This window comes from Mesorhizobium sp. P2_H9 (assembly GCF_056403215.1).
The window spans coordinates 78,611-99,053 of the sequence record NZ_JBFUFX010000013.1 but is presented as its reverse complement, the minus strand read 5'-3'; the positions used below and the strand labels follow the sequence as shown (position 1 = coordinate 99,053).

The 20,443-nt window shown below is 59.7% G+C and carries 15 protein-coding genes; 8 read left to right on the top strand and 7 right to left on the bottom strand.

Going from position 1 to position 20,443, the window contains the following annotated elements:
* Positions 1–196 precede the first annotated feature (196 nt).
* The 5 genes from AC1DXN_RS23830 to AC1DXN_RS23810 all read left to right on the top strand — a co-directional run bounded on the left by AC1DXN_RS23830 (position 197) and on the right by AC1DXN_RS23810 (position 8,915).
* Positions 197–2,131, top strand: a complete 1,935-nt coding sequence (locus AC1DXN_RS23830; protein ID WP_477276413.1) for a toll/interleukin-1 receptor domain-containing protein — start codon at positions 197–199, stop codon at positions 2,129–2,131.
* The gene (locus tag AC1DXN_RS23825) at positions 2,128–3,684 is read left to right on the top strand and encodes an argonaute/piwi family protein (RefSeq protein WP_477276411.1); all 1,557 of its coding nucleotides are present in this window, start codon (positions 2,128–2,130) and stop codon (positions 3,682–3,684) included. The genes AC1DXN_RS23830 and AC1DXN_RS23825 overlap by 4 nt, the downstream gene beginning before the upstream one ends.
* A gap of 249 nt (positions 3,685–3,933) precedes the next feature.
* Positions 3,934–4,953 carry a glycosyltransferase family 47 protein gene (locus AC1DXN_RS23820; protein WP_477276409.1) on the top strand — a complete coding sequence of 340 codons (1,020 nt, stop codon included), beginning with the start codon at positions 3,934–3,936 and terminating at the stop codon, positions 4,951–4,953.
* A 672-nt stretch (positions 4,954–5,625) separates the two neighbouring features.
* Positions 5,626–7,854 carry an AAA family ATPase gene (locus AC1DXN_RS23815; RefSeq protein WP_477276407.1) on the top strand — a complete coding sequence of 743 codons (2,229 nt, stop codon included), beginning with the start codon at positions 5,626–5,628 and terminating at the stop codon, positions 7,852–7,854.
* Positions 7,851–8,915: an HNH endonuclease family protein gene (locus AC1DXN_RS23810; RefSeq protein WP_477276405.1), complete on the top strand. Its 1,065-nt coding sequence runs from the start codon at positions 7,851–7,853 to the stop codon at positions 8,913–8,915. Before AC1DXN_RS23815 ends, AC1DXN_RS23810 begins: the two co-directional genes overlap by 4 nt.
* 11 nt (positions 8,916–8,926) lie before the next feature.
* Here AC1DXN_RS23810 and AC1DXN_RS23805 read toward each other — a convergent pair whose 3' ends face one another.
* Positions 8,927–10,108, bottom strand: coding sequence for a DUF2235 domain-containing protein (locus AC1DXN_RS23805; RefSeq protein WP_477276403.1), 1,182 nt, complete (start codon positions 10,106–10,108; stop codon positions 8,927–8,929).
* A gap of 191 nt (positions 10,109–10,299) precedes the next feature.
* On the opposite strand from AC1DXN_RS23805, the gene AC1DXN_RS23800 reads away from it, so the two are divergent.
* Positions 10,300–13,776 carry a DEAD/DEAH box helicase gene (locus AC1DXN_RS23800; protein WP_477276401.1) on the top strand — a complete coding sequence of 1,159 codons (3,477 nt, stop codon included), beginning with the start codon at positions 10,300–10,302 and terminating at the stop codon, positions 13,774–13,776.
* Positions 13,777–14,153: 377 nt separating this feature from the next.
* On the opposite strand, the gene AC1DXN_RS23795 is transcribed toward AC1DXN_RS23800, so the two are convergent.
* From AC1DXN_RS23795 to AC1DXN_RS23770, 6 genes are all read right to left on the bottom strand, one after another.
* Positions 14,154–15,677 (bottom strand): SAVED domain-containing protein, encoded by a 1,524-nt coding sequence (locus tag AC1DXN_RS23795; protein WP_477276399.1) that lies wholly within the window; start codon positions 15,675–15,677, stop codon positions 14,154–14,156.
* A gap of 12 nt (positions 15,678–15,689) precedes the next feature.
* A complete protein-coding gene (locus tag AC1DXN_RS23790) occupies positions 15,690–16,592 on the bottom strand; it encodes a CBASS oligonucleotide cyclase (protein WP_477276397.1) in 903 nt (300 codons plus the stop codon).
* Positions 16,592–17,095 carry a hypothetical protein gene (locus tag AC1DXN_RS23785; protein ID WP_023699054.1) on the bottom strand — a complete coding sequence of 168 codons (504 nt, stop codon included), beginning with the start codon at positions 17,093–17,095 and terminating at the stop codon, positions 16,592–16,594. Before AC1DXN_RS23785 ends, AC1DXN_RS23790 begins: the two co-directional genes overlap by 1 nt.
* On the bottom strand, positions 17,092–17,568 hold the full coding sequence (locus tag AC1DXN_RS23780; RefSeq protein WP_202330409.1) for a hypothetical protein: 477 nt from the start codon (positions 17,566–17,568) through the stop codon (positions 17,092–17,094). The genes AC1DXN_RS23785 and AC1DXN_RS23780 overlap by 4 nt, the downstream gene beginning before the upstream one ends.
* The gene (locus tag AC1DXN_RS23775; protein WP_477276395.1) at positions 17,568–18,482 is read right to left on the bottom strand and encodes an AAA family ATPase; all 915 of its coding nucleotides are present in this window, start codon (positions 18,480–18,482) and stop codon (positions 17,568–17,570) included. Before AC1DXN_RS23775 ends, AC1DXN_RS23780 begins: the two co-directional genes overlap by 1 nt.
* Before the next feature lie 201 nt (positions 18,483–18,683).
* Positions 18,684–18,794, bottom strand: a complete 111-nt coding sequence (locus tag AC1DXN_RS23770) for a DUF2188 domain-containing protein (RefSeq protein WP_477276393.1) — start codon at positions 18,792–18,794, stop codon at positions 18,684–18,686.
* 129 nt (positions 18,795–18,923) lie between these two features.
* Here AC1DXN_RS23770 and AC1DXN_RS23765 point away from each other — a divergent pair, with 129 nt between their 5' ends.
* Entirely contained in the window at positions 18,924–19,241 is a 318-nt protein-coding gene (locus AC1DXN_RS23765) for a helix-turn-helix domain-containing protein (protein ID WP_202330407.1), read from the top strand.
* Positions 19,238–20,140 (top strand): ImmA/IrrE family metallo-endopeptidase, encoded by a 903-nt coding sequence (locus AC1DXN_RS23760; RefSeq protein ID WP_477276391.1) that lies wholly within the window; start codon positions 19,238–19,240, stop codon positions 20,138–20,140. The genes AC1DXN_RS23765 and AC1DXN_RS23760 overlap by 4 nt, the downstream gene beginning before the upstream one ends.
* Positions 20,141–20,443 lie beyond the last annotated feature (303 nt).

Here is a 20,443-nt window from a genome sequence, read left to right as displayed (position 1 = left end):
CCGAAGTAGCCCTCTACCCCGACCGTTGCGCGCTTAGAAGCACCCTTGCTCAATCGGTGTGAAAAACCAATTGCCGCAGAGTTACGGCCTCCAATATCAGCCTAGCAACAAACTTGTTGTTGTTAAGGCCCAAATGCCGCCGTTACGTGTGCCGGCTTGCTTGACTGCCGATGCGCAAAGCTCCCAAGCTGCGTGTATGAACTATGACTTCTCAAGCTTGTCACCCACCGATTTTGAAAGACTGGCAAGTGATCTCGTCGGTCGGGAAATAGGGCTGCGCTTGGAAACCTTTCCCGCGGGTCCCGACGATGCGATGGACGGACGGCATGTTTCGGCGGATGGGACAGTTGTGCTGCAGGCAAAGCACTATGCCCGATCGGGTTTCTCGAAGCTGAAGTCCAAGATGTCGGCTGAGCGCGCCAGCATCGAATTGCTCGATCCGAAGCGCTACATTCTCGTCACGTCGGTGGCGCTCACACCAGGAAACAAGAGTGCGCTCGCGCTGGCGATTGGTCCCGCGCTAAAGATGCCGGGCGACATCCTCGGCGCTGACGACTTGAACGCGTTGCTGCGCAAATACCAGGACATCGAAGTCGCGCATCAAGGGCTCTGGGCGCACAGCACCGGCGTTTTGGAGAGCGTCATTACTGGCGCCGTTGCCAAGGCGATCACGCAAGTCGGATCAGTTCCTCCCGCGCTCGCTAGGCTGCTTCCACCCGCTGCCTCCGTCGGCGAGGAAACGCAGCCAGCTTCGCCGAAGGCGGAACGGGATGTCATCTTCTTGATAAAATCCTCACCTGTAGACGACGAATTCACGCTCTGGCTTGCCCCGAAGCTCGAGGCGGAGGGATACCGGGTGTTCGCGGATATCCTGACGCTTCAACCCGGAGATCGGTGGCGCCGAGAAATCAACCTCGCCCTGCAGTATCGAGCTGCGAAAGTGCTTCTCATCAGCCGCGAGATCACACTCGCCGACCCACATGTTCAGGAGGATATCGATATCGCGTTAGAGATGGCGCGCGAGCTCAAGGATGGCCGTTTCATAATCCCGCTTCGACTCGGACCCGCGCGGAAGGTCAAGGGCATCGGAGACGCCGTTGCGGTCGACTTCGTCCGCGGCTGGGGCGACGGACTGACGTCGCTCCTCGCGGCACTGCAAAGGCAGAAGGTCCCTCGCAAGCTCGACGACGCCATCATCGATCCGAATTGGGAGACATTTCGCAGGCGCGGCGCGGTCCCTTTGGTCAGGGAGCCGGAACGTCTGAGGTCGAACTGGCTTCGCATCGTTGAGGCTCCCGATGTCATCCGCTTTTTCGAGAGTTCCGGGGCGACCGATCAAAGATTTCTGGAAAAAGCGATCGCCGGCTTCGCCTACCCGTCGGCACCCCTCGGCTCAGGAATACTCTCATTTGCCGATCAGGCGGAAATTGACGCGGCTTTCCAATCCGTCGGGAGGTTTCGGCTGAAACACGAGATTCCGCTTCTAGAGTTCATCGAAAAGGGTTCTTCCAAACTCGAGGTGGAGCGGCAGGTTGCTTCAAATCTCATAGTCACGATGTTCAAGCGCGCCTGGTATTCGTTCTGCAGAGCTCGCGGGCTTGTCGAGTATGAGTATTCCAACGGAACGGGCTTTCACGCCTCCGCCGCGCTGGCCGCGACAGGGCAACGGATACCGTGGGGCAGGCAGGGCGAGCGACGATCTTCGGCGCTCCGGAATTCGGCCAAGAAGCATATATGGGAGTATGGCGTTACGGCTCTGCCATCCTTCTGGCCCTTCTGGCACTTCAAGTTGAAATCCCGCGTGCTGTTTTCGGTCGACAACGGAACGCCGGCAGGGGTCGCGATCGATGACAAGAAGAAGCTGCACCGCTTGCGCCGATCCATCTGCAGCGGATGGCGCAACAAGCAGTGGTATGGGCGGATGCTGGCGTTCCTCGAGCTGCTTTCACCCGATTCGGCCTACATACGCCTTGAGCTTTCCGCGGCGCAGTCGATCTTGCTCGAAGCGTCGCCGATTCTGTTCTCGTCGCCGGTCAGCACGGCTCTGCCAGACGTGCTGGATCCAGATGATGAAGAGACAGACCTAAGCACGTTGGGGCGACCTGAGAGCGAGGAGGAACTCGAAGGATGAAGTTCCCGGAAAAATCACTTCTGATAGAGCATTTCGATGAGCCCGACCTCGAGTTCGCGTTCTCGCAACGCAGCCCGCATCCAAAGGATGGCCTGTTCCTCTATGGCCCCCACGCCCGAGCAAAAAAGACGCGTGAAATCAGTGTCGGCGTCGTCGGGACCAATGAAGGCATCGTCCATTTTCGGACCTGGAGCCACAAGCTGAATGATGTTGTTCAGGTCCCCCCTCCGGGGAAAGGCGAAAAGAAGGACAGGCTGCACCTCGCCAACTTTCCTGGGCTCGAGGCAGCATTCGGGATCTCGTACGATCCGGACAAATGCTCATTTCTCTCAATTCCGTTGCATGACATAGATCGGGTAAGCCGAGTATGGAACCTCAACGAGGCGGTTGAGAAGGTTGCGCGGCTTTACATAGATCGAGTGAAGAAGCATCTGCGGAACGAAGAGCAGTCCATAGACGTGTGGGTGCTGGTTCTGCCCGAAATTGTCTACGAGCGCTGCCGACCCGGCTCCAAGCGAACTGGCCTCCCAATGGAGAAAGGCGATTTCGCGAAGAGGCAAAAGGCGAGATCGAATCTGCCACTATTGGCTTCGGCTGGCGTCATCGACCAAACCGTTGAGGAGATTTTCGATGATGTCCCCGACTTCCATCGCAGGATCAAGGCGGAGTTTCTGAACATCGCCCCGACGCAGCTGGTCAGGGAGACGACACTCGCGCCCGGAGCCTTCCTGAACAGCGCCAACTACCCAATTCGGCGGACACAGGATGCGGCGACGGTCGCATGGAACCTGGCGACCGGCCTCTATTACAAGACGCAACCGCGGCCTCCGTGGCGGCTGGCCGGCGTTCGGCCGGGCGTCTGTTACATCGGCATGGTCTACAAGAATTTGCCGAACGATCCCAACGGACACGCTTGCTGCGCGGCGCAGATGTTTCTGAACGAAGGAGACGGTATCGTCTTCCGAGGAGCGAACGGTCCGTGGAAGACCGGGGAGTACGAGTATCATCTCAAGGCGGAGGCAGCGACGAATCTCCTGGAGGTCGTGCTCAACACATACCGCTCAATGCACGGCGAGCCTCCGAAAGAGCTCTTCATCCATGGCCAGACGTTCTTCAACGACGAGGAATGGAATGCATTCGTCGACGCCGCCCCGAAGGAGACGGACGTCGTCGGGGTAAGGATTAGAACCACCTCCGGCGAGACGAAACTTTTCAGGGACGGTGACTATCCGGTGTTGCGTGGAACGGCGCTGCTGCTCGACGAGCAGACGGCCTATCTTTGGACGACTGGGTATGTCCCTCAGCTCGACACTTATATTGGGCCTGAAACTCCGAATCCGTTGCACATAACCCTCATGCGCAGCAAGCGAGCAAAGCCCAACATTCGGACAGTCTTGGCCGACATAATGGGCCTCACAAAGATCAACTACAATTCTTGCAACTTCAACGACGGACTGCCGGTCACCGTTCGCTTCGCGCGCATGGTGGGCGATGTTCTCACAATGGGCTCGGCCAAGGGAGAGGGGAAACAGCAGTTCAAATTTTACGTTTGACCGACGCTCTCAGGGCACGGACACGCTGGCCTGATGACCTTCCGTCAACGCCTGGCCAACTTGTCTCCAACCTTTTCCCGCTGTTTCCAACTGATTTTACCGCCGACTTGAGAGGGGCGTCCCCGGATCTCGTCGATCCTTTCGGACACATCGACGAGATCAAAGTGAAGGCCCGGGATTTTCGCTGAGATGACAAAGCGGCTGACATGTGTATTAGCGTGCAGCTTAAAATCGTTCGGAGCCCGTGCGTTGACTATGTTTGAAGGGAACCATCCTGAATTCAGCATGCGGCTGAACGAGTTCCTCGCTTCGCGGGCGAGTATCGCCGGGCTGCCGCAGAACATCCTATTGCTGGCGTATGAGGGGTACGGACAGGATATCGTCTCTTGGCAGCACGTCGTCCAACGCGCGCATGAGGTCCACGACGAACTTCAGCGGCGCATGCCTGAAGCTATTTTCGAGATGGTCGTGCACCAAAGTGAGGAGGTTGGCGAAGCCGCGATCGGTGTCAGCGCGTACCACATGAGCGCAGCGAAAATGGAAGTCGGCGGTGAGGCCTTCTTGAACGGTGCGACCAACACCTTTGTGTTTTGGCGTTGGGGTGTATGGCTCCTGCAGACGAACGATGTGGTCGGCGCCACGGGACACTTTCATCGGCGGGTGATGACGCGAGACAGGTCACCGCACTTTTCATTCACCGCGTTGCACAACGCGGCATCCACTCTCTGGCCCGCCCTCGTGGAGCTGGGGCAGCGGCGTCGCGGGTTCGATGAGCGCACGAACATAACGTTCTTTGCCGTGCCTTACTCAGGCGGCCTGATCTGCGCCGAATTTCAGAAACTGCAGGAATCCCACAGGTTCAAACCTGTGATCAAGGTCCTGGATAAGGAGATTGTCAGGGACTTTGCGCTTGCGACGCCGTTCGCAAATGGGGATGACCACCTTCTAGTGATGCCCAGAACATTTCTTGATCGCCGTCGTCTGAATTCCAATCAGAAAAAGCTGCACTCCATGCTGGTTAGCTTTGTGACCAAGCACACAGGCGCAATCGACTATCTGCGAAGATCGTCCCGCTTGCTCTACGGCTCTCCGCGTGTGGGGAGTTATATGCAACGCACATTCAACGACGATGGTGTGCCGCAGACTCTCATTGAACCTGCGATCGCGGATCTCGACAACCTGACCAAGTCGCCGGAGTGGATCAAGGAAAGTGAGCGAAACAGGCGAGCTGTGGAGCGGGCGCGATCGGACCAGGCGCATTCCGAGTGAGATGTGTCGGATGAAGCGAGAGGATGGGATGTTGCGTCGCCCGTCGGGCCGGGCTGTTGGCAAAGCTGAAGCCCTGAGGTCTTCACCCTTCGGGCTTCCATCCCTGACGTTGTGTATGAGGTCTCATCAGCACGATGTTTGAGGTCATTCGACGGTGGCTGGCATACCGCAAGAATTTACGTCGACGCTGGCAAGACGACGCGCGGCGGCTGCTCGTGGCTGAAGAAAAAACGCCCACTACGAAGCGCGACGCCGCGCGACGAGGGCGCGCTTACACGGCAATAGACGCGAATTCTATCATTGGGCCAAGGTGGCACGCCTGTCGCCTGCCGCGGCGATGGACCTTGATGAGGTCAAGCGTGTGGTAGTCGACGAAGAACGGCGACAGCGGTTATCTTGGATTAATTGCCAATTGCGCGCTAAGGCGGGATTTGCGGGGGCGGAGAAAACTTCAAGAGGATATCTTTGGTTTCCYCTCTCTCTCTCTCTCTTTTTTTGAGTGCCGCTTAGATTGGCAGGATCCGCCAACTCACTTGGACCGGTTCCGTTGCACCGCGAGGGCAAGCAAGACGAAAGGTGGGTTCCGGTATCGATCCTGGCTTCAGAATCGCCTGTAGTATTGGACATCGCGCTTTCGGCAGTGTTCACTGCCTTGCAGGCGAGCCTTAGGGGATGAAGACCGTGATCAAAGTTGATCGAGACAGCGTTCCTTTCCCTGAAGTACTGCGGCGCGGAAGAGGCGGCGCGGCGGACGAAGAATTTCAAAAGGCAAGCGCGTTTTACAGCGAGTTCGACAAGAAGCGGCAACACTCGCGCTTCGAATTCAAACTGTACCGCCACAAGACCGTAAGGGATGCTCTCGCAAAACTGTTCAACGGGAAGTGCGCGTATTGCGAGTCGCAGATTGCGGCGATCGGCTATGGCGATGTCGACAATTTCCGGCCAAAGGGCGGGGTGCTCGACGCAGGCAGCACGTACCTCCCGCTGCACTATTGGTGGCTGACGAACGAGTGGACCAACCTCTACCTTTCCTGCTCGATGTGCAGTCGAGCCAAGGGCGGGAGATTCCCGCTCGAGGACGAAAAGGACCGGGCCCCCGTACTCGCCTCGGCATCTGAGCTTCTCAAAGAATGCCCACTCCTGCTGGACCCATGCGTCGACGATGTTGAGAATATCCTCCTCTTCTCGTCGAACGGCACAGTTTCGTGCAACGACCCGCGTGGGCTAACGACGATTGAAATTCTCTCACTGAACCGTGCCGAGTTGGTCAAAGCCCGGCAGCAGACCGCTCGCGCTGTCCTCAGTCAGCTCGAAGTGCTGTCGCTTTCAGAGGGGAGTCCTGATGGGCCTCAGATCAACACCGAGATCGTCAATCGCCTGAAGGAAATGATGTCGCCCGAGGCCCCTTATGCGAGCATGTGCCGGCAACTCGTCAGTCAGGCGATAGCGGCGAAGCCGAACGGGATGGTTGCTCTGGCCTTCGCAAACGATCCCCTCGCGGCCTCGGTCAAGGCGTTCACCTCAGGTGAGGAACGCGCCGCGCAAACCGCGCTCAACAAATTCCAGGCTGATCAAGAGAGCTATTCGCTTGAAGCCGAGACCGAGCAAACCGTCGCGGCCTATGTCAGCACGCGAGACCGTCTGATCGAGTCTGTCCGGATCAAGAATTTGCGCGCTATCGCTAACCTCGACCTCAACGTGATCGACGGGAGTGAACGCGCGCCTTGGCTAATGCTCTTGGGCGAAAACGCGACCGGCAAAAGCACGGTCCTGCACTCTATCGCTCTTGCACTCGTCGGAGAGCGCTATCGAGGGAAACTCGTCGATGCCTTGCACCTAGATGTTCCCAGGATGGTGAGGAACGGGGCAGACTTTGGGGAAGTCAGTATCAGACTGACAGGTGCCACCGAGCCGCGAACCCTACGCATTCAAGCCGACGGAACGATCACCGCGACGGGGAGAGAGGCGCAGCTCATGCTGCTCGCCTACGGATCGACGCGCTTGCTGCCGCGCAAACCGAATTCCGAGGTTCAAGGCACGAACTATGCTCGCGTAGAGAACCTATTCGATCCCTTCATCCCGCTGGTTGATGCCCAGCAATGGCTTCTCACGGCACCGGCTGAAGCTTTCGACTACGCCGCTGGTGCGATCAAGAAGGCGCTGACAGTCGACGTCGAACGCGAGCTTGTCCGCCAGGATGGAGAAGTCGGGATAATCGAAAGGGGGGCCCTTATCCCGCTCCCCAGGCTCTGCGACGGCTATCAGACGGTGATCGCGCTCATCGCCGACATCCTCTCAGTCGTCTTGCCGGCTTGGAAGACTCCGGACCTGGCGCAAGGCCTGGTCCTGATCGATGAGGTGGGGAATCATCTCCATCCCTCCTGGAAGCTCCGATTTGTCGAGAGCGTACGGAGCATCCTGCCTGGGATGCAGGTCATAGCGACCACGCACGAGCCCCTATGTCTGCGGGGGCTGCACCATGGTGAAGTTGCCGTTCTGCAACGCGGGCCACGCGGTGGAATCCATATGCGCGCCGACTTGCCGGCGATCGACGGAATGCGGGTGGACCAGATCCTGATGTCCGAGCACTTTGGTCTGCAAAGCACCCTCGATCCCTCGCTCCAATCACTTTTCGACGAGTATTACGCGCTTCTCCGGGAGGACAACCCGAGCCCCGATGACCGCCAACGAATGGAAACACTGCGCAACGATATCAATCAAAAGCAGAAGCTTGGCGTGAACGAACGTGAGCGCCGCATGCTGGAGGCCATCGACCGATTTCTCGCGCGCCGCATTGAGGTGCCCGCCCAGATTGAGCTCGCCGAACGCGAACAGTCGCTCGATGCCGAGCTTTCGTCGATATGGAGCGAGGCACTGGTTAGGGTGGAGGGCGCAGCGTGATCACGGTCGTTCGAGACCAAGCCGTGGCGGCGTGCGCGGCACTGAACAAGATCGGTTCAAACGGGTTGACCGAACTCGAACATGCGCTCTGGTTCTTCGGCGGGATAGCACCACAGAAAAATCCCCTGCCACCAAAGCCGACCAAGCCGCCGGCGTTCTCCGTTTACAAGGAGGAGCCTGTCAGAGATGCGTTGCGGGCTCTGTTCGGGACACGATGCGCATACTGCGAGAGCAACTACCCCCATCTCGCGCAGATGGAAGTGGAACACTATCGTCCGAAGGGCGGGTACATCGACGAGCACGGCGTTCTTAAAAAGCCCGGCTACTATTGGCTTGCAGCCAACTGGGGCAACCTTCTACCGTCGTGCATCGACTGCAATCGCGAGCGAAAGCAGCATCATCGGTCGAGGGACGGAAAGATTGTAAAGAGCAAGTCGGGCAAGGCCAATCGCTTCCCGATCCTGCCTGGAACCTCATACGCCACCACGCCGGCCGCGGTTGCCCTGGAGCGTCCGATGCTGCTCAACCCCTGTGAGGATCAGCCCCATCTGCACCTGCAGTTCTTCGCCGACGGATTTCTCCAGCCTGCACTCACGGCAGAAGAAAGGGCTGCCGGTCGAGGACGGTCCACAATCGATGTTTGCGGCTTGGCGCGGGACGCTCTGGTGGGGGTGCGCCGCGAATGGGCGCTGCGGACGAAAGGAGCGATGGAGGCGGTGCTTCGTGCGGATCGGAATAGGCGAGTCTATCCACACGATCCGGTCATGGCAGCGCAGCTGACGGATGCGGAAACCAATCTCCACACGTTTGTCGATGGCGAAGCGCCTTACCACGCGATGACTGCTGCGATGATGGCGGCCTTCGTCGAGGTCCGATCGCTTCTGGAACCATACTTCACCGCGCTCGAAGCATGGAAGGCGAACCAAAGCGTCGGCAACCGGCAAGCATTGTTGGAGCGTGCGACCGCCATTCAGCAGCTGCGCCGCGGCGCAAGGTTCGACGAACAGCTTGTCAATTTTCTATTGGATAAAGCGGGGGTCTCCGAAGCCACTCCGGCCTAACCAACCGCAACTCATGCGGGGGTAACTGCGGTCAGCTGAGCTGGATCAAGCTTACGAAGTTCGGCCCAGTCAACGAGCCCCGGCGGCCGGTAGTGGCGGTCTTCTCGCCAGCGGGCAAATACGGAAGGGTCTATGCTTTCGTTGACGTTGTCAGAGTACCCCTTCGTCACAGTGCGGCGGGGTGCGCCGATAATCCGCTGATGGCGGTCGGTCACTTTCGAATAAAGACCGTACATGAACTGGCTATACGAATCGACGATCTGATCCCGGTGAGAATCCCCGTCGACGATCACAGGATAGCGGAAAGTGAGACCGTGACTTTCCGCTTTCTCGACCATCCAGGCGAGCGGCAACTGCGATAGTTTGTTGGCGGGATAGCCGCCTCCAACATTGGCATGAGCACCAACGAACCAGCGCTGCTCGGTGATATTAGCACTGCGTTTCGACCGTCGAGCAGATGCATCGGGCGGATCAGGCGTGAAGTGGGTCCACAGCGTCGGCGCGAACGCAGCGCGATGCTCGTCGATGCCGAGCGCCTGATAGCTGTTTTTGTAGATCGTCGAGAGATGGGTGTTGTGAAACCAGTGCGAGGTCCCGAAGGGCACGCCCAGCGCTCCGACCGTATCAAACACCCCAACCATCTTGATCGGCACGCGCTTGCAATAGGCCAAGAGGGAGGCTTCCTCGCGCGACAGCGGGTAGATCGGCGGATCGTCCATTGCGGTGCCGCGACGCTTTTCGCGCCGCCGCAGCTCGCGCTGTTCAAATTCGAGTCTATACAGCGGACGCAGGGTCAACGCCCGTCGATAGCGTTCAAAGACCTCTTCAAGGGAAAGTGGAGCGCCAGGCTGAAGCAAACCACATCGGGCAACCAAGCCCACCAACGACCGTGCTGTGAAGGCGCCGCGGCTGAAGCCAAAGACAAAAATCTCGTCTCCGGGGGAATAGGTTTCGACCAACCATCGATACGCCGACATGATGTTACGGTCGAGACCGTAGCCGAGGATTCCACCCCGGAACCGCTCACCCAGCCGCGTGCCAACCCCTTGATCGTAGTAAAGAACCTGTTCCAACCCATCGGCGCTCGTCCTTGCACAGAGCGCATTGAGTCGCCACACATTCGTATTGTCCGCGACTGTGTTCCAAGTCCCATCGAGAAACATTGCTATTCGCTTGCGCGGCGGCTGTGGCATGAGGATTTCCGTTCACTGTCCAATAATTGTGCCGACGAAACTTATTCCCATTCTTTGCCCCGCTCTATCCGGTCGGAATCCCATCGTTAGTTGAATCTGAGATCACTTCAAATCAGCAGCGCTAACAACTCTTCCACCTGGGCCTTTGGTGGTGATACGGTTTCTCGAATAGCTGGTTTTTGGGGGGCGAATTGCAGCTGCAAGACTTACTCGAAACTGACGATGGAAGACACCATTCATCCATCAATCGGCAAGGCGGTCGCATTTCCCTCGACAAGAATGCAATAACGGAAGCGGGCGAAAAGCATTTCCAGCACTTTTCCGCGCAACTCGACGCGCACTCATTTTGGACGGCCGCGGTAAGCCAGGGCTCATACTTGCCGGACCAAGGCTTATGGGCGCCACAGCGTCGTGCGGTCGGCCTTTCGCTCGCCTACTTAGCCGCTCGCCGCACGATAAAAGACAGCAAGGGCGCTGCTCTCGTGAAGATGCCGACTGGAACAGGCAAGACCGGCGTAATCGCAACGCTGGCTTGCGCTCTTGACGACATCAAGCGGACGCTGGTCATCACGCCACGTAGGGCATTGGTCGATCAGATGCTGATTGATCTCCACACGCGTCTTTGGAGCCGGTTTGGACTGATCTATTCTGGTAACGAGGTGCGGCAGCGCGCAGCCGGGGATCCCGCAATCGGATCGCGAGCGTCAAACGGTCCCGTCAGGCGCTTGCTACCGAGTGATGCTGCCACCCTGGCAGCGCTCGCCGATGATCGAATCGTTGTAGTCGGGACTTTTGCCGCTCTGGAGCAGATTCTACGGCCTGACCGACCCGCGCATCGCCTGAGCGGTCGCAGGCCTGTCGGCCCCGACGCAGTTCCGCCCGACACGGAGGAGAGCGACGATCTCAAGGAACCGGACCGAAAGAAACTCGTCGCGCTGCTGAACAGCTTCGATCTCGTGATCGTTGACGAAAGCCATTATGAGCCGGCGTTCATTTGGTCCCAATGCATTCGGAGCCTTGGCCTTCCAACGATCCTATTTAGTGCCACGCCCTACCGGAACGATTTCCGCTATTTCGACATCGATGGTCGTTTCGCATTCAACCTTTCGTTCGATGAAGCGAAACAGCGGCGGCTCATTCGCGGCGTTAGGTTCCTGTCGGATAGTCCTGGAGCAGCGTCTGGCGAGAGCTTTTCGCAGCAGCTCATCCGTTTCGCCGAGGCGGTTGGCAAGGAGACGAATCCAAAAAAACCTGACCGAGCCCGTATCATTGTGCGTGGCGACACACACGAGAGTCTAGTCACACTGCGGACCGAACTCCTAGCACTCGGCGAGAAAAGCGTACTCATCCATCACAAGGAGAAGCGGAACGCCTCAGCACTGCGTTTCCATAATGTGACAGAGGCCCTCGCAGCTGACGAAACTGCCGATGTTCGATTTTGGCTGCATCAATGGAAGCTGCTTGAGGGGGTCGATGACAGTCGATTCGGAGGGGTAGCGATAAGCGAACCGTTCTCAACCAGTCGCGCCGTCGTACAGCAGATTGGGCGCGTTCTCCGCTATGGCGACCGCAGGCGCGATGAGACTGCTCTCATCATGGGAAGAGATACATTCAGTGCCGATCTTGCCGAGCGGTTCGAGCGCTACCTGTCATATGAGAAAAGGTTCGATGCCAATCCCAGCGATGCGCTCCGGAGGGAAACGCAGTTCTTTGAAACGCTGCGATCTGCCTCGCCCGCTGTCCAGTACATCTCGGGCGATTTCCGCGACCGGTTTGATATCGATGACGAACAGGTCGGTTTCGCCGATATCCAACTGCCGTGCCGCGCATATGTGATGCGAAACGTTGGGAGAAAATCCCTCGACGAAATCGCAGAAGCTTCAAGGCTAGCGATGGGGCTCGAAGATCGTCATGACGCCACCATACTTGGACCCAACGGCACCGATGATCCCTCGAACGTCCGCCTGATCGCTTACGTGCTTTGGGGCAACTCACCGCTGCTCACCCAGCGCGCAATGCCCACCTGGAACCTCGGCGTAATGGCACTGTCCACGACCGGTGACCGATTATACCTTATGGACACCGAAGGGCTCGTCATAGACCCGGAGCAGCTTGGCCTCGAACCGGAGCCCCCGGAAAAAATGCAGCTCTTGGTGCCGATGGCCAAGCCCGGCGAGACGTCTCGAGTGACCGTTGCCTCGGCCCTTAGTCTCGACATTTCGGACATGGGTGTCCGGGCTGCAACCGTGCGAATGCGAGACTTCAGCGAGGGCTTCTACGATCTCGCACAGGGCATGCAGGCGACCACATCCGTGCGCGCCTCTATTCGTCGCGACGGCGCCCCAAACGCGGCTCTGCGCTACCTCTCCCTTCAACGCTCCGCAGTGTCCGATGGCGGCGGCAAATATGTGCCGGTCTCGGAATATGCCAGTTGGATAGCGTCCGTATCCGCGCAATTGGATTCGGCAGACAAACCCAGCAAAGCGTTTGAGCGATTTGCACAAGCGGTTCCGGCTCCGTCCCCTGGCAAAGCGGTCCCTTTGAACGTCCTTTTCGACTTTGCCGAGTTGATCGGTGAAAGCGGCGCCGACGCCCCACCGAATTGGAAACCGGAACGCGTTGCGGGTTTGATCTCCGCCGACCGATGTCTCGATGTCGAAGCGGATGGGTCGTTCTCCATACAACTCGATGACGATCACTTTGGGGGCAAGCTCAAATATGAGATCACCGGGACGTTGCGGCGGCGCGGCCGTTACGTCGTCGAGTGCCCCGGTCTAGACTCCTACCTGATAGGGAAGGATTCTACTCAAAAGGAGAAGCCGCAGCTGCTGTCCGGCATGCTGACACGCGATCAGGCCTTCAGGGTCATTCCTACCGATCCATCTCTCATCTACGCGCAGAAACATTTTTATCACCCTCGACGGTCGATTGACGAAATAGCGAAGGACTTGCCCGGAGGACCGCTCGAGTTCGTGGTCGGATCTCCGTGGCTGGCGGGTGTCAAAACTGAAAAGGGTGGAGCGAAATCGAGCGTCAAGGAATGGGTGTCAGAGAGCATTTTTGGAGGCGTCTACGCTCAGCTCGGTTTTGCCGCTCACGGTAAACCAGATACCCAACATCAAGACGCGATACGCGCGTTGGACCCGACGATGGCGGCCTTGCTCGATCAGTTTTCCGTCGTCGTTTGTGATGACGGTGGCACAGAAACTTGCGATTTCATTTGCATCGACGATATCGATCCGCGAGTGGTGCTCGTTCATGCGAAAGTAGACGACACCACAATGAGTCTGAACTCGCTCCAGGCGGTCGGCCGACAAGCGCAGGCGAGCATCGCCTTCCTTACGCGGATAGAGTCTTTGCCGGACCGGACCGCCGAATGGAAAAAGCCCGTCACGATCGCGGGCGGAAAAATCACCAGACGCATCGTGCGGGACAATAAACCGGGATCGAAGCTCTGGATGAGGGCACGCGACGCTGCCAGGTCAGCTCGCTACAAGAAGGAGATCTGGATCTGGGCAGGCAACATCCTTGAACGCCAGGCGCTGGTCGATGAGCTCAATAAACCTGAGCCAAGTCCTCGGTCTCGGCAGATGACCTACTACTTGGCATCGCTCCAAACGTCGGCCAATCGGGCGAACATCGGCATGAGGATCTATTGTTCGCCGTAGCATGGTTGGACCACTCACTGTGATCGTTCTGCCGAAGCTCGGCCAGAGCCTGATTGTGTCGCCGTGCAGCACTTCCAGTCGGGCTGAAACAAACGTAGGATCCATGAGCTTGGCCTCCACGCGGGGAAGCAGACGGTTCCGCGGGAACCGTCTATTGGAACAACCTGGCCAGGCTGATGCCTGGCAGGTTGGTGAGGCCGGTGATTAGTAGTCTCAGTCGATGATGGGGTCACACGTTGATCGGAGTTCCGGACGGTCAAGCTTAGGGCATTGTTTAAGAGACAATCGTCCACCACCATCTCGATGTGTGGGAGCCATTCGGCACGTGACGGCGATACAAGCTCTCGACCACGAGTGCTGCCCACGCCTGTCAGGCGCTAATCGACGGTGAATGATGGCTGATAGGTCTTGGACCCGCGGCGATCGAAGTCGAACTCATAGACTACGCAGGGCGCGACGCTCTGGTGATGCTGCCCGAGATAGAACAGCAGGCTGTTCGGCACCGCGGCGAATATATGGACCAGCGCATCGGGGTCGTCTTGCTTGTCTTGCCGCAACACATTGGAGATTTGTTCCGCCAGTGCGGCGGCGTGCTCTCCGCCGGTGACGGTCTGGTGCCCCGTCCCCGCCGGCATCGAGAACGTGATGAGCTGCCCTGCGCCCGGCAACTGCGCCGACACATACTGCCGGGCCTGTGCCTCGGCCGGCTGCGCGATGCTGACGGCCACGGCGATCTCTTTGCCCTCGCCAAGACGATGCCGCGCCACGTCGAACCGGGCGCCCTTCGAGGCGGTCCCGTCATCGGCGCGCCAGACGCGCGTCCCGACCCGCCCCTTCTGCACCAGTTCGGTTTCCACGCCTGATTTGACGTCCAGAACAGCGCCCGCGAGGAAGGCGATCGACGCGTGGGCGTCGAGGATCAGGCGCAATTGCCCGGACTTCTTCACCGCCGCGCGCAGGAACTCTTCAACGCGGGGCCTGATGTCGTGCTGCCAGTCGCGCCTGTCCTGGAGATAGCGCTGCCGGAAATCGTCGGTGAGAACCAATGTGTTCTCAGACGCGGCGCCGGCGATATCCGCCGCAGGCCCGAGAAAGCTGCGGATGGCCACCGGCAGGAACGCATCTGATTTCGCAGGTCGTGGGACCAGCAGCCCTTCGTCGCGGCAGAGCTGCAAGAGCGTCTCGCGGGTCAGGGCATTGAGCTGCCTGACCTTCATCTGCCGTGCGAGCTCGTCATAACGGAAGTCGGAGTCGCTGGCGCTGAAAGCCATCACTCCCACGACCTGCGCCTTCAGATTGATCTCCGAACGCAGCTCGTCGAGCGTGCGGTGACCCTCGATAATCCGGAAGCCCCGCATTACGGCCTTCAGTTCATTATCGTCCGCCAGGTCAAGATGATCGCGCCACAGCCGGCGCACCTTCCCCATTCGGCTGCGATAGCCTGTGCCGTCAAACAACTTTTCCACCATCAGCGTGCGGTCGTTGCCGGAAATAAGGTCCGCAAGCGGGTCGCCGTCTTTGACGCGGTAGGTGGTCAGGAAGGAGAAATGCGCTGTCTGGCCCGGCGGCACTTTGGCGCGCGCTTCCTTGAGGCGCTGGAGCAACGAGAAGGATTTCGCCCCTATGAAGTCGGGCCTGACAAAGTCCTCGTAGCCGAACCGTCCGCCGGTTTCTACGTGCCACTTGATTTGGTGGTACTCGGCATTCACCCGGTCGGGCCCCGAGCGCGCCACCGGCGGATCGTAGCGCACCACGACATCGTCGAACGATTTAGGGCCGTTTGCCTCGAACGTGACTTCGACGACGCACGAATGGTCGTCGAGAAGATTGAAGGCGTTCTCCCAGAAGACGCGCGACTGGTAATTGTCCCCGTGCCAGCGCGCCGTTATGCCTTCAGCCATCGGTCCTCTCCGTCATGACAGCGGAAACTTTTTGCCGAAGAGGGCGCGCCACGCGGCAAGGGCGCCGCCGTGGCGGCCCTGGCGCTCGTGATTGATGGCGAGGGAGGCGTCCCGGCTCGCCGCCGTCAGTAGCTCCCGGGCGCGCTGTTTACGCGCGTTGTCCATGCCGTTGCTAATAGCCGGTCCCAATCCCGCCGAGTCCTGCCAGGTGTCGAAGATGCGGTCGGCGAGCGTGGCGAACAGCGCCTGCACCTCTCTGTCGAACCGGCCCTGCCAGCCGCCATGCAGGCATTCGAGCGCCATCACCTCGATCAGGAAGGAGGGCTTTACCGGCTTGTCGGCGCCGTGCTTGGGGTTGTTGTTCCAGTACTTCACCATGCGGACGAGGCCCTTCCACTCATTCGAGAATGCCTGGTGGGCGGCCGTCGCCTTCTCGGCGTGAATCTTCGGGTTGGTCTTGATCCACGTGCCGCTGTCGGTGTTGGGAATCTCGTAGTCCTGGCCCTTGGCAAAGGCGGGCACCACGTCGACGCTGAGGATGCGGTAATCGGTATTGTCTTCGGCGTCGACGAACACGCCGAAATCGAGGTTGACCGAGCGGCTCTGCTTGCGCACGGCGTCCTTGCCGTACTTAGCGACGAGCGCGTCGCAGAAATCCTGGATGACGACGGAAGGCGCATTGTCGCGGTAATGGCGCTCGGCGTCTTTCAGCACAAAGAATATGTCGATGTCCTTGAGCGGCTTCGTCTTGGTGTGGCGCTTGTAGGAGCCGGTGAGGAAACTGGTCTCGATCTTGAATTTGGTGTCGAGATAGTCGCGCACCTCGTTCTGCCGCGCGGAGGCGTTCGCCTGCTCCCTGTCGTTCAGCTCAAGGCGGCTCTTGAATTTCCGGAAAGCCTCGTCGACCGTCAGCATCAGCTCGCCCTCCGCCAGTAAGCCGCGTTGCCGCCAAGGCCGCTGTGCTCAATCGTCGTGCCCAGGCTGTGCCTTACGAATCCGTCCGTCGACCGGTAGGCACCCTTGCCCCACCCGCTAACATCGGGACGGCCCGGCTTGGTGTGCAGCAAGATGTCGTAGCTGGCGTCCGACGGCGCGAGGCCGGCTTTGCGGATGTGGTATTTGAGCTGGTCGGTGTCGGTCCAGAAGCTGCCGTCCCCCGAGGACCAGTTGTAGACGACGTCGATATCCCAGCGGACGATGAGCGCCCCGGTCCGGGGATTGAACACCTCGAGGACGACGGACTGCAGGTCGCCGGTGCCGAGCCACGTTTTCAGCGCGCGCATGTTTGTTTCCCAGTCGGCGGCGAACTTGCCGGGGTCGAGCCCGCTGAGCCGGACGATGTCCTTGAAGCTCTTCAGGATGTTGTCCGCCACGTAGGTCGCGGAATGCGTATAGGTGTTGACGGCGACGCTGGTCATGAGCCGAGGAACCCTTTCGGATCGAGGGTGAGGGTCTGCGCTGCCGCGGCCTCCGCGCCGCCCGTGTCTTTGACGGCTTTCTCGCGGTCGCGGGCGGTGATGCGGGTGCTGTGCTTCTTCAGCGCGGCCTGGACCCATGCGAGGTCATCGATTTCGCACGGCAGTGATACGCGCCAGTCGCCCTTCAGGGGATCGTAGCCAAGGGCGTTTTCGTTGGCGCCACCGCCGTCGATGGCGTCGTCGTCATAGAGGCAATAAATGCGCGTCCGGGGGCCATCGCAGGTGACGGTGATTGCGGCGTCCCGCGGCGCCTGGTCGGCGATGATGCTGGCGGCGACGCCGCCGACCGCGAGGAGTTCGGTGCGCGCGGCGCCCGCGGTACCCTTGGTCAGGAGATCTACGATGGCGTTCCAGGTCGCGAGGGCGTCACGGCCCGGGGTGCTCTGGAAGGTACGGCTGGCGACGGTGCTCATCAGTCCTTGCCWCCCGCCGCGCGGCTCGCCTTGGCGGCCTTGGCCGCCGCGAGGATGTCGTCGATCGTGACCTCGCCGGGGTTCATCGCCGTCTGCGGGCTCGTCGCGATGGCGTTGGCGACCATCTTGCGGATCGAGCGCCCGTCCAGACCGACGCACGCGGCGGCGCACTGCGCGAACTGCGGCGCGGCAGCGAGTTTGCCCATCGCCGGGTAGGTCCGCGAAAGGCCGGTCAGGCAATCCTTGAGGATACGGCCGCAAGCCTCGCGGTCGGGCAGCGGTACGTGGACGACCAGGTCGCAGCGCGAGGTAAAGGCACTGTCGACCGCTTGCGGGAAGTTGCTGGTCGCGACGAACAGCAGATTGGGATGCGTTTCGGCGAGGATGTCGAGCTGCACCAGGACCGCGTCGGTGGCGCGGTGGATATCGATCGGATTGGCTTCCAAACTCATCTTGGAGCGGTCCGCGGCGAGCGTCTCGACTTCGTCGAGCAGGACTATGGTGGGGCCCGTCGCCGCCGCTTCCGCGATAGCCTGAGAGAAGAGGTCCGACACCGCGCGCTGGGTCTTTCCCATCGCCGAGCTGGTCAGGGTGTGCGGCTCCACCTCCAGCAGGCGGAATTTGCCACCCGCGAAAGACTCCGCAGTGCGGTGCGCAAGACCGCGGGCGAGCGATGTCTTCCCGGTGCCCGGCGGGCCAACAAGCAGGATGACGCCGTGCAGCGGGATCACGCTGCGGTCCACCTTTCCGCGCATCGTGAAGTTCAGCACGGCCTGGGACAACAGGCGGCGTTTGATATCCTCGTCGAGGATGATGGATTCCCACAGCGCGCCGAGCGCCGGGTCCGGCAGGGGGCGACTGCGCTGAATGCCTTTTGGGAGGTCGGCAAGGTCCATCGTCGGCGTATGCTTCATCGCAGTTCGCTTTCCGGCGCCGCCTCGGGCGCCTGTTGAGACGGGGCCGCGCACGCGGGCACGGCCAGGTGGTCAGCCCTTGGGCGGGTTCGGGTCCCGGCCATGGCTGTCGCTCTGGGCGATACGCCCGTCGCGTTGTGGATGCGCAGCTCCGTTTCCTGGTTGCGGCTGACCTGTCGCCAGTGGTCAATCGCCGCCTGTTTAGTAGTCGAAATGCCCCGAGGCGCGGTCAGCGCCGCCCCGCTTGACATCCCAGCCGCCGCCGTGATGGGGTACTACATGATGTGTGTCAGGTCCGCGCTTTCCTACCATAATTTGGCTTCCTTCTGGACTAAGGTCAGAACGAGTACGCCTACTCCGAACATGATGGACTCAGGAAATGAGCGTTGTCAAGCACCTGGTGTAGTGCTACTCTGAACTCGGAACAAAAGGAGTTCGATATTGGCTACGCCGCTTGGCGACAAAATCCGCAGCCTGCGCAAACGAAAAGGCTACACCCTCGACAAGCTGGCCGAGATGGCCGAGTCCAGCAAGAGCTACATCTGGGAATTGGAGAACAAGGACCCCCCTCGTCCTTCGGCCGACAAGATCGCCAAGATCGCTATCGCCCTCGACGTCACCCCCGATTATCTCATCACTGATTCGGTTCTGGTCGAGGACGCGACGGACACCGCGTTCTTCCGGAAATATCGCAGAATGGACCCGGGCACCAAGGACAAGATTCGGCGGATGCTCGACCTGATCGGCGACGATGAATGACAGCACCGTTCTCGCCCGAACGTTGGGCCTTCGAAATCACTCATGTTCTGAATGCCGCATTTGGGGCCGACCGGTTCCCGATCGATATTCCGATGATCGCCCGGGAGTATTCGAAGCAGCGATTTCCCGAGGACCCGATCGTCAGCGTTCAAGGCGACCGGCTGCCCACTTTCGACGGCGCGCTGTATAAGGCCAAGGACGGCCGCAAGGGCTGGGGCATCATCTACAACAACGGTATCGCGTCCAAAGGCCGGATCAATTTCACCCTCGCGCATGAATTTGGTCACTACCTGCTGCACCGTCTCGCGTATCCGCAAGGCTTCCAGTGCGGCCAGCAGCAGATCGTGCGGTGGGATTCGGAATACGGACAGGTCGAGCATCAGGCCAACGTCTTCGCCGCCAATTTCCTCATGCCCCTCGACGATTTCCGACGCCAAATTCCCGAAGGCGCGAAGGTCGATATCGAGCTGCTCCGGGCCTGCGCGGAACGATACAACGTCTCGCTTATCGCGGCGGTGCTGCGGTGGCTCGGCTATACCCGCAAGCGCGCCCTTCTTGTTGTTTCGCGCGATGGCTATATCCTGTGGGCGCGGTCGAGCGATGCGGCGTGGCGCAGCGGCGCGTATTTCAAGACATCGGCCGGTCCTATAGAGATTCCGACGGCGGCGCTTCCATCCCGCCCTAAATTGCTGGTCGACGGTCGGGGCAGTATCGAACATCCCCACGGCGTCTGGCTGCGCGAGCCCGTGCGCGAGATGACGGTGTTCGCCGAGTATTACGACTTCTCGCTGTCCCTGCTTCTCCTCGAAGACGGACGCCCCGTATCCTACGAGGAATCGGAACCGGAACTCGATACTTACGACAAGTTCGTCCCGGCGGTGCGCCGCCGCGAATGGTGACGAGCGGAAACGGTGCCATTTTGCGTCACAGAGCAGCATTCAGGTTTGCTAACGTTGGCTATTAGCTTTCAATACATCTGCCGCAACAACAAGCGGATCGTGGCGACGCGTCGGCCGAATGTGAACACCTGCTCCGGCGGTCCACTTTCCGTTAGGCTTCAGCGCAAGATTCTAAAATTATTTTTCCTTGTTACAGCCCCTTACTACGCAAATGCCGATGACCGATTTCCGGGCGTTTGTTCGCGGTTTGTGCGTTTCTGTTGCAACCAAGTTCGAATGTCGCGGTGCCAGCAAAATAGAAAT

Excerpts from the sequence above, each read along its gene's own strand:
- AC1DXN_RS23785 (WP_023699054.1), bottom strand. The coding sequence starts at position 17,095 with ATGACCAGCGTCGCCGTCAACACCTATACGCATTCCGCGACCTACGTG.
- AC1DXN_RS23770 (WP_477276393.1), bottom strand. The coding sequence starts at position 18,794 with ATGGTAGGAAAGCGCGGACCTGACACACATCATGTAGTACCCCATCAC.
- AC1DXN_RS23805 (WP_477276403.1), bottom strand. The coding sequence starts at position 10,108 with ATGCCACAGCCGCCGCGCAAGCGAATAGCAATGTTTCTCGATGGGACT.
- AC1DXN_RS23795 (WP_477276399.1), bottom strand. The coding sequence starts at position 15,677 with ATGGCTGAAGGCATAACGGCGCGCTGGCACGGGGACAATTACCAGTCG.
- AC1DXN_RS23780 (WP_202330409.1), bottom strand. The coding sequence starts at position 17,568 with ATGAGCACCGTCGCCAGCCGTACCTTCCAGAGCACCCCGGGCCGTGAC.
- AC1DXN_RS23790 (WP_477276397.1), bottom strand. The coding sequence starts at position 16,592 with ATGCTGACGGTCGACGAGGCTTTCCGGAAATTCAAGAGCCGCCTTGAG.
- AC1DXN_RS23825 (WP_477276411.1), top strand. The coding sequence starts at position 2,128 with ATGAAGTTCCCGGAAAAATCACTTCTGATAGAGCATTTCGATGAGCCC.
- AC1DXN_RS23830 (WP_477276413.1), top strand. The coding sequence starts at position 197 with ATGAACTATGACTTCTCAAGCTTGTCACCCACCGATTTTGAAAGACTG.
- AC1DXN_RS23815 (WP_477276407.1), top strand. The coding sequence starts at position 5,626 with ATGAAGACCGTGATCAAAGTTGATCGAGACAGCGTTCCTTTCCCTGAA.
- AC1DXN_RS23760 (WP_477276391.1), top strand. The coding sequence starts at position 19,238 with ATGACAGCACCGTTCTCGCCCGAACGTTGGGCCTTCGAAATCACTCAT.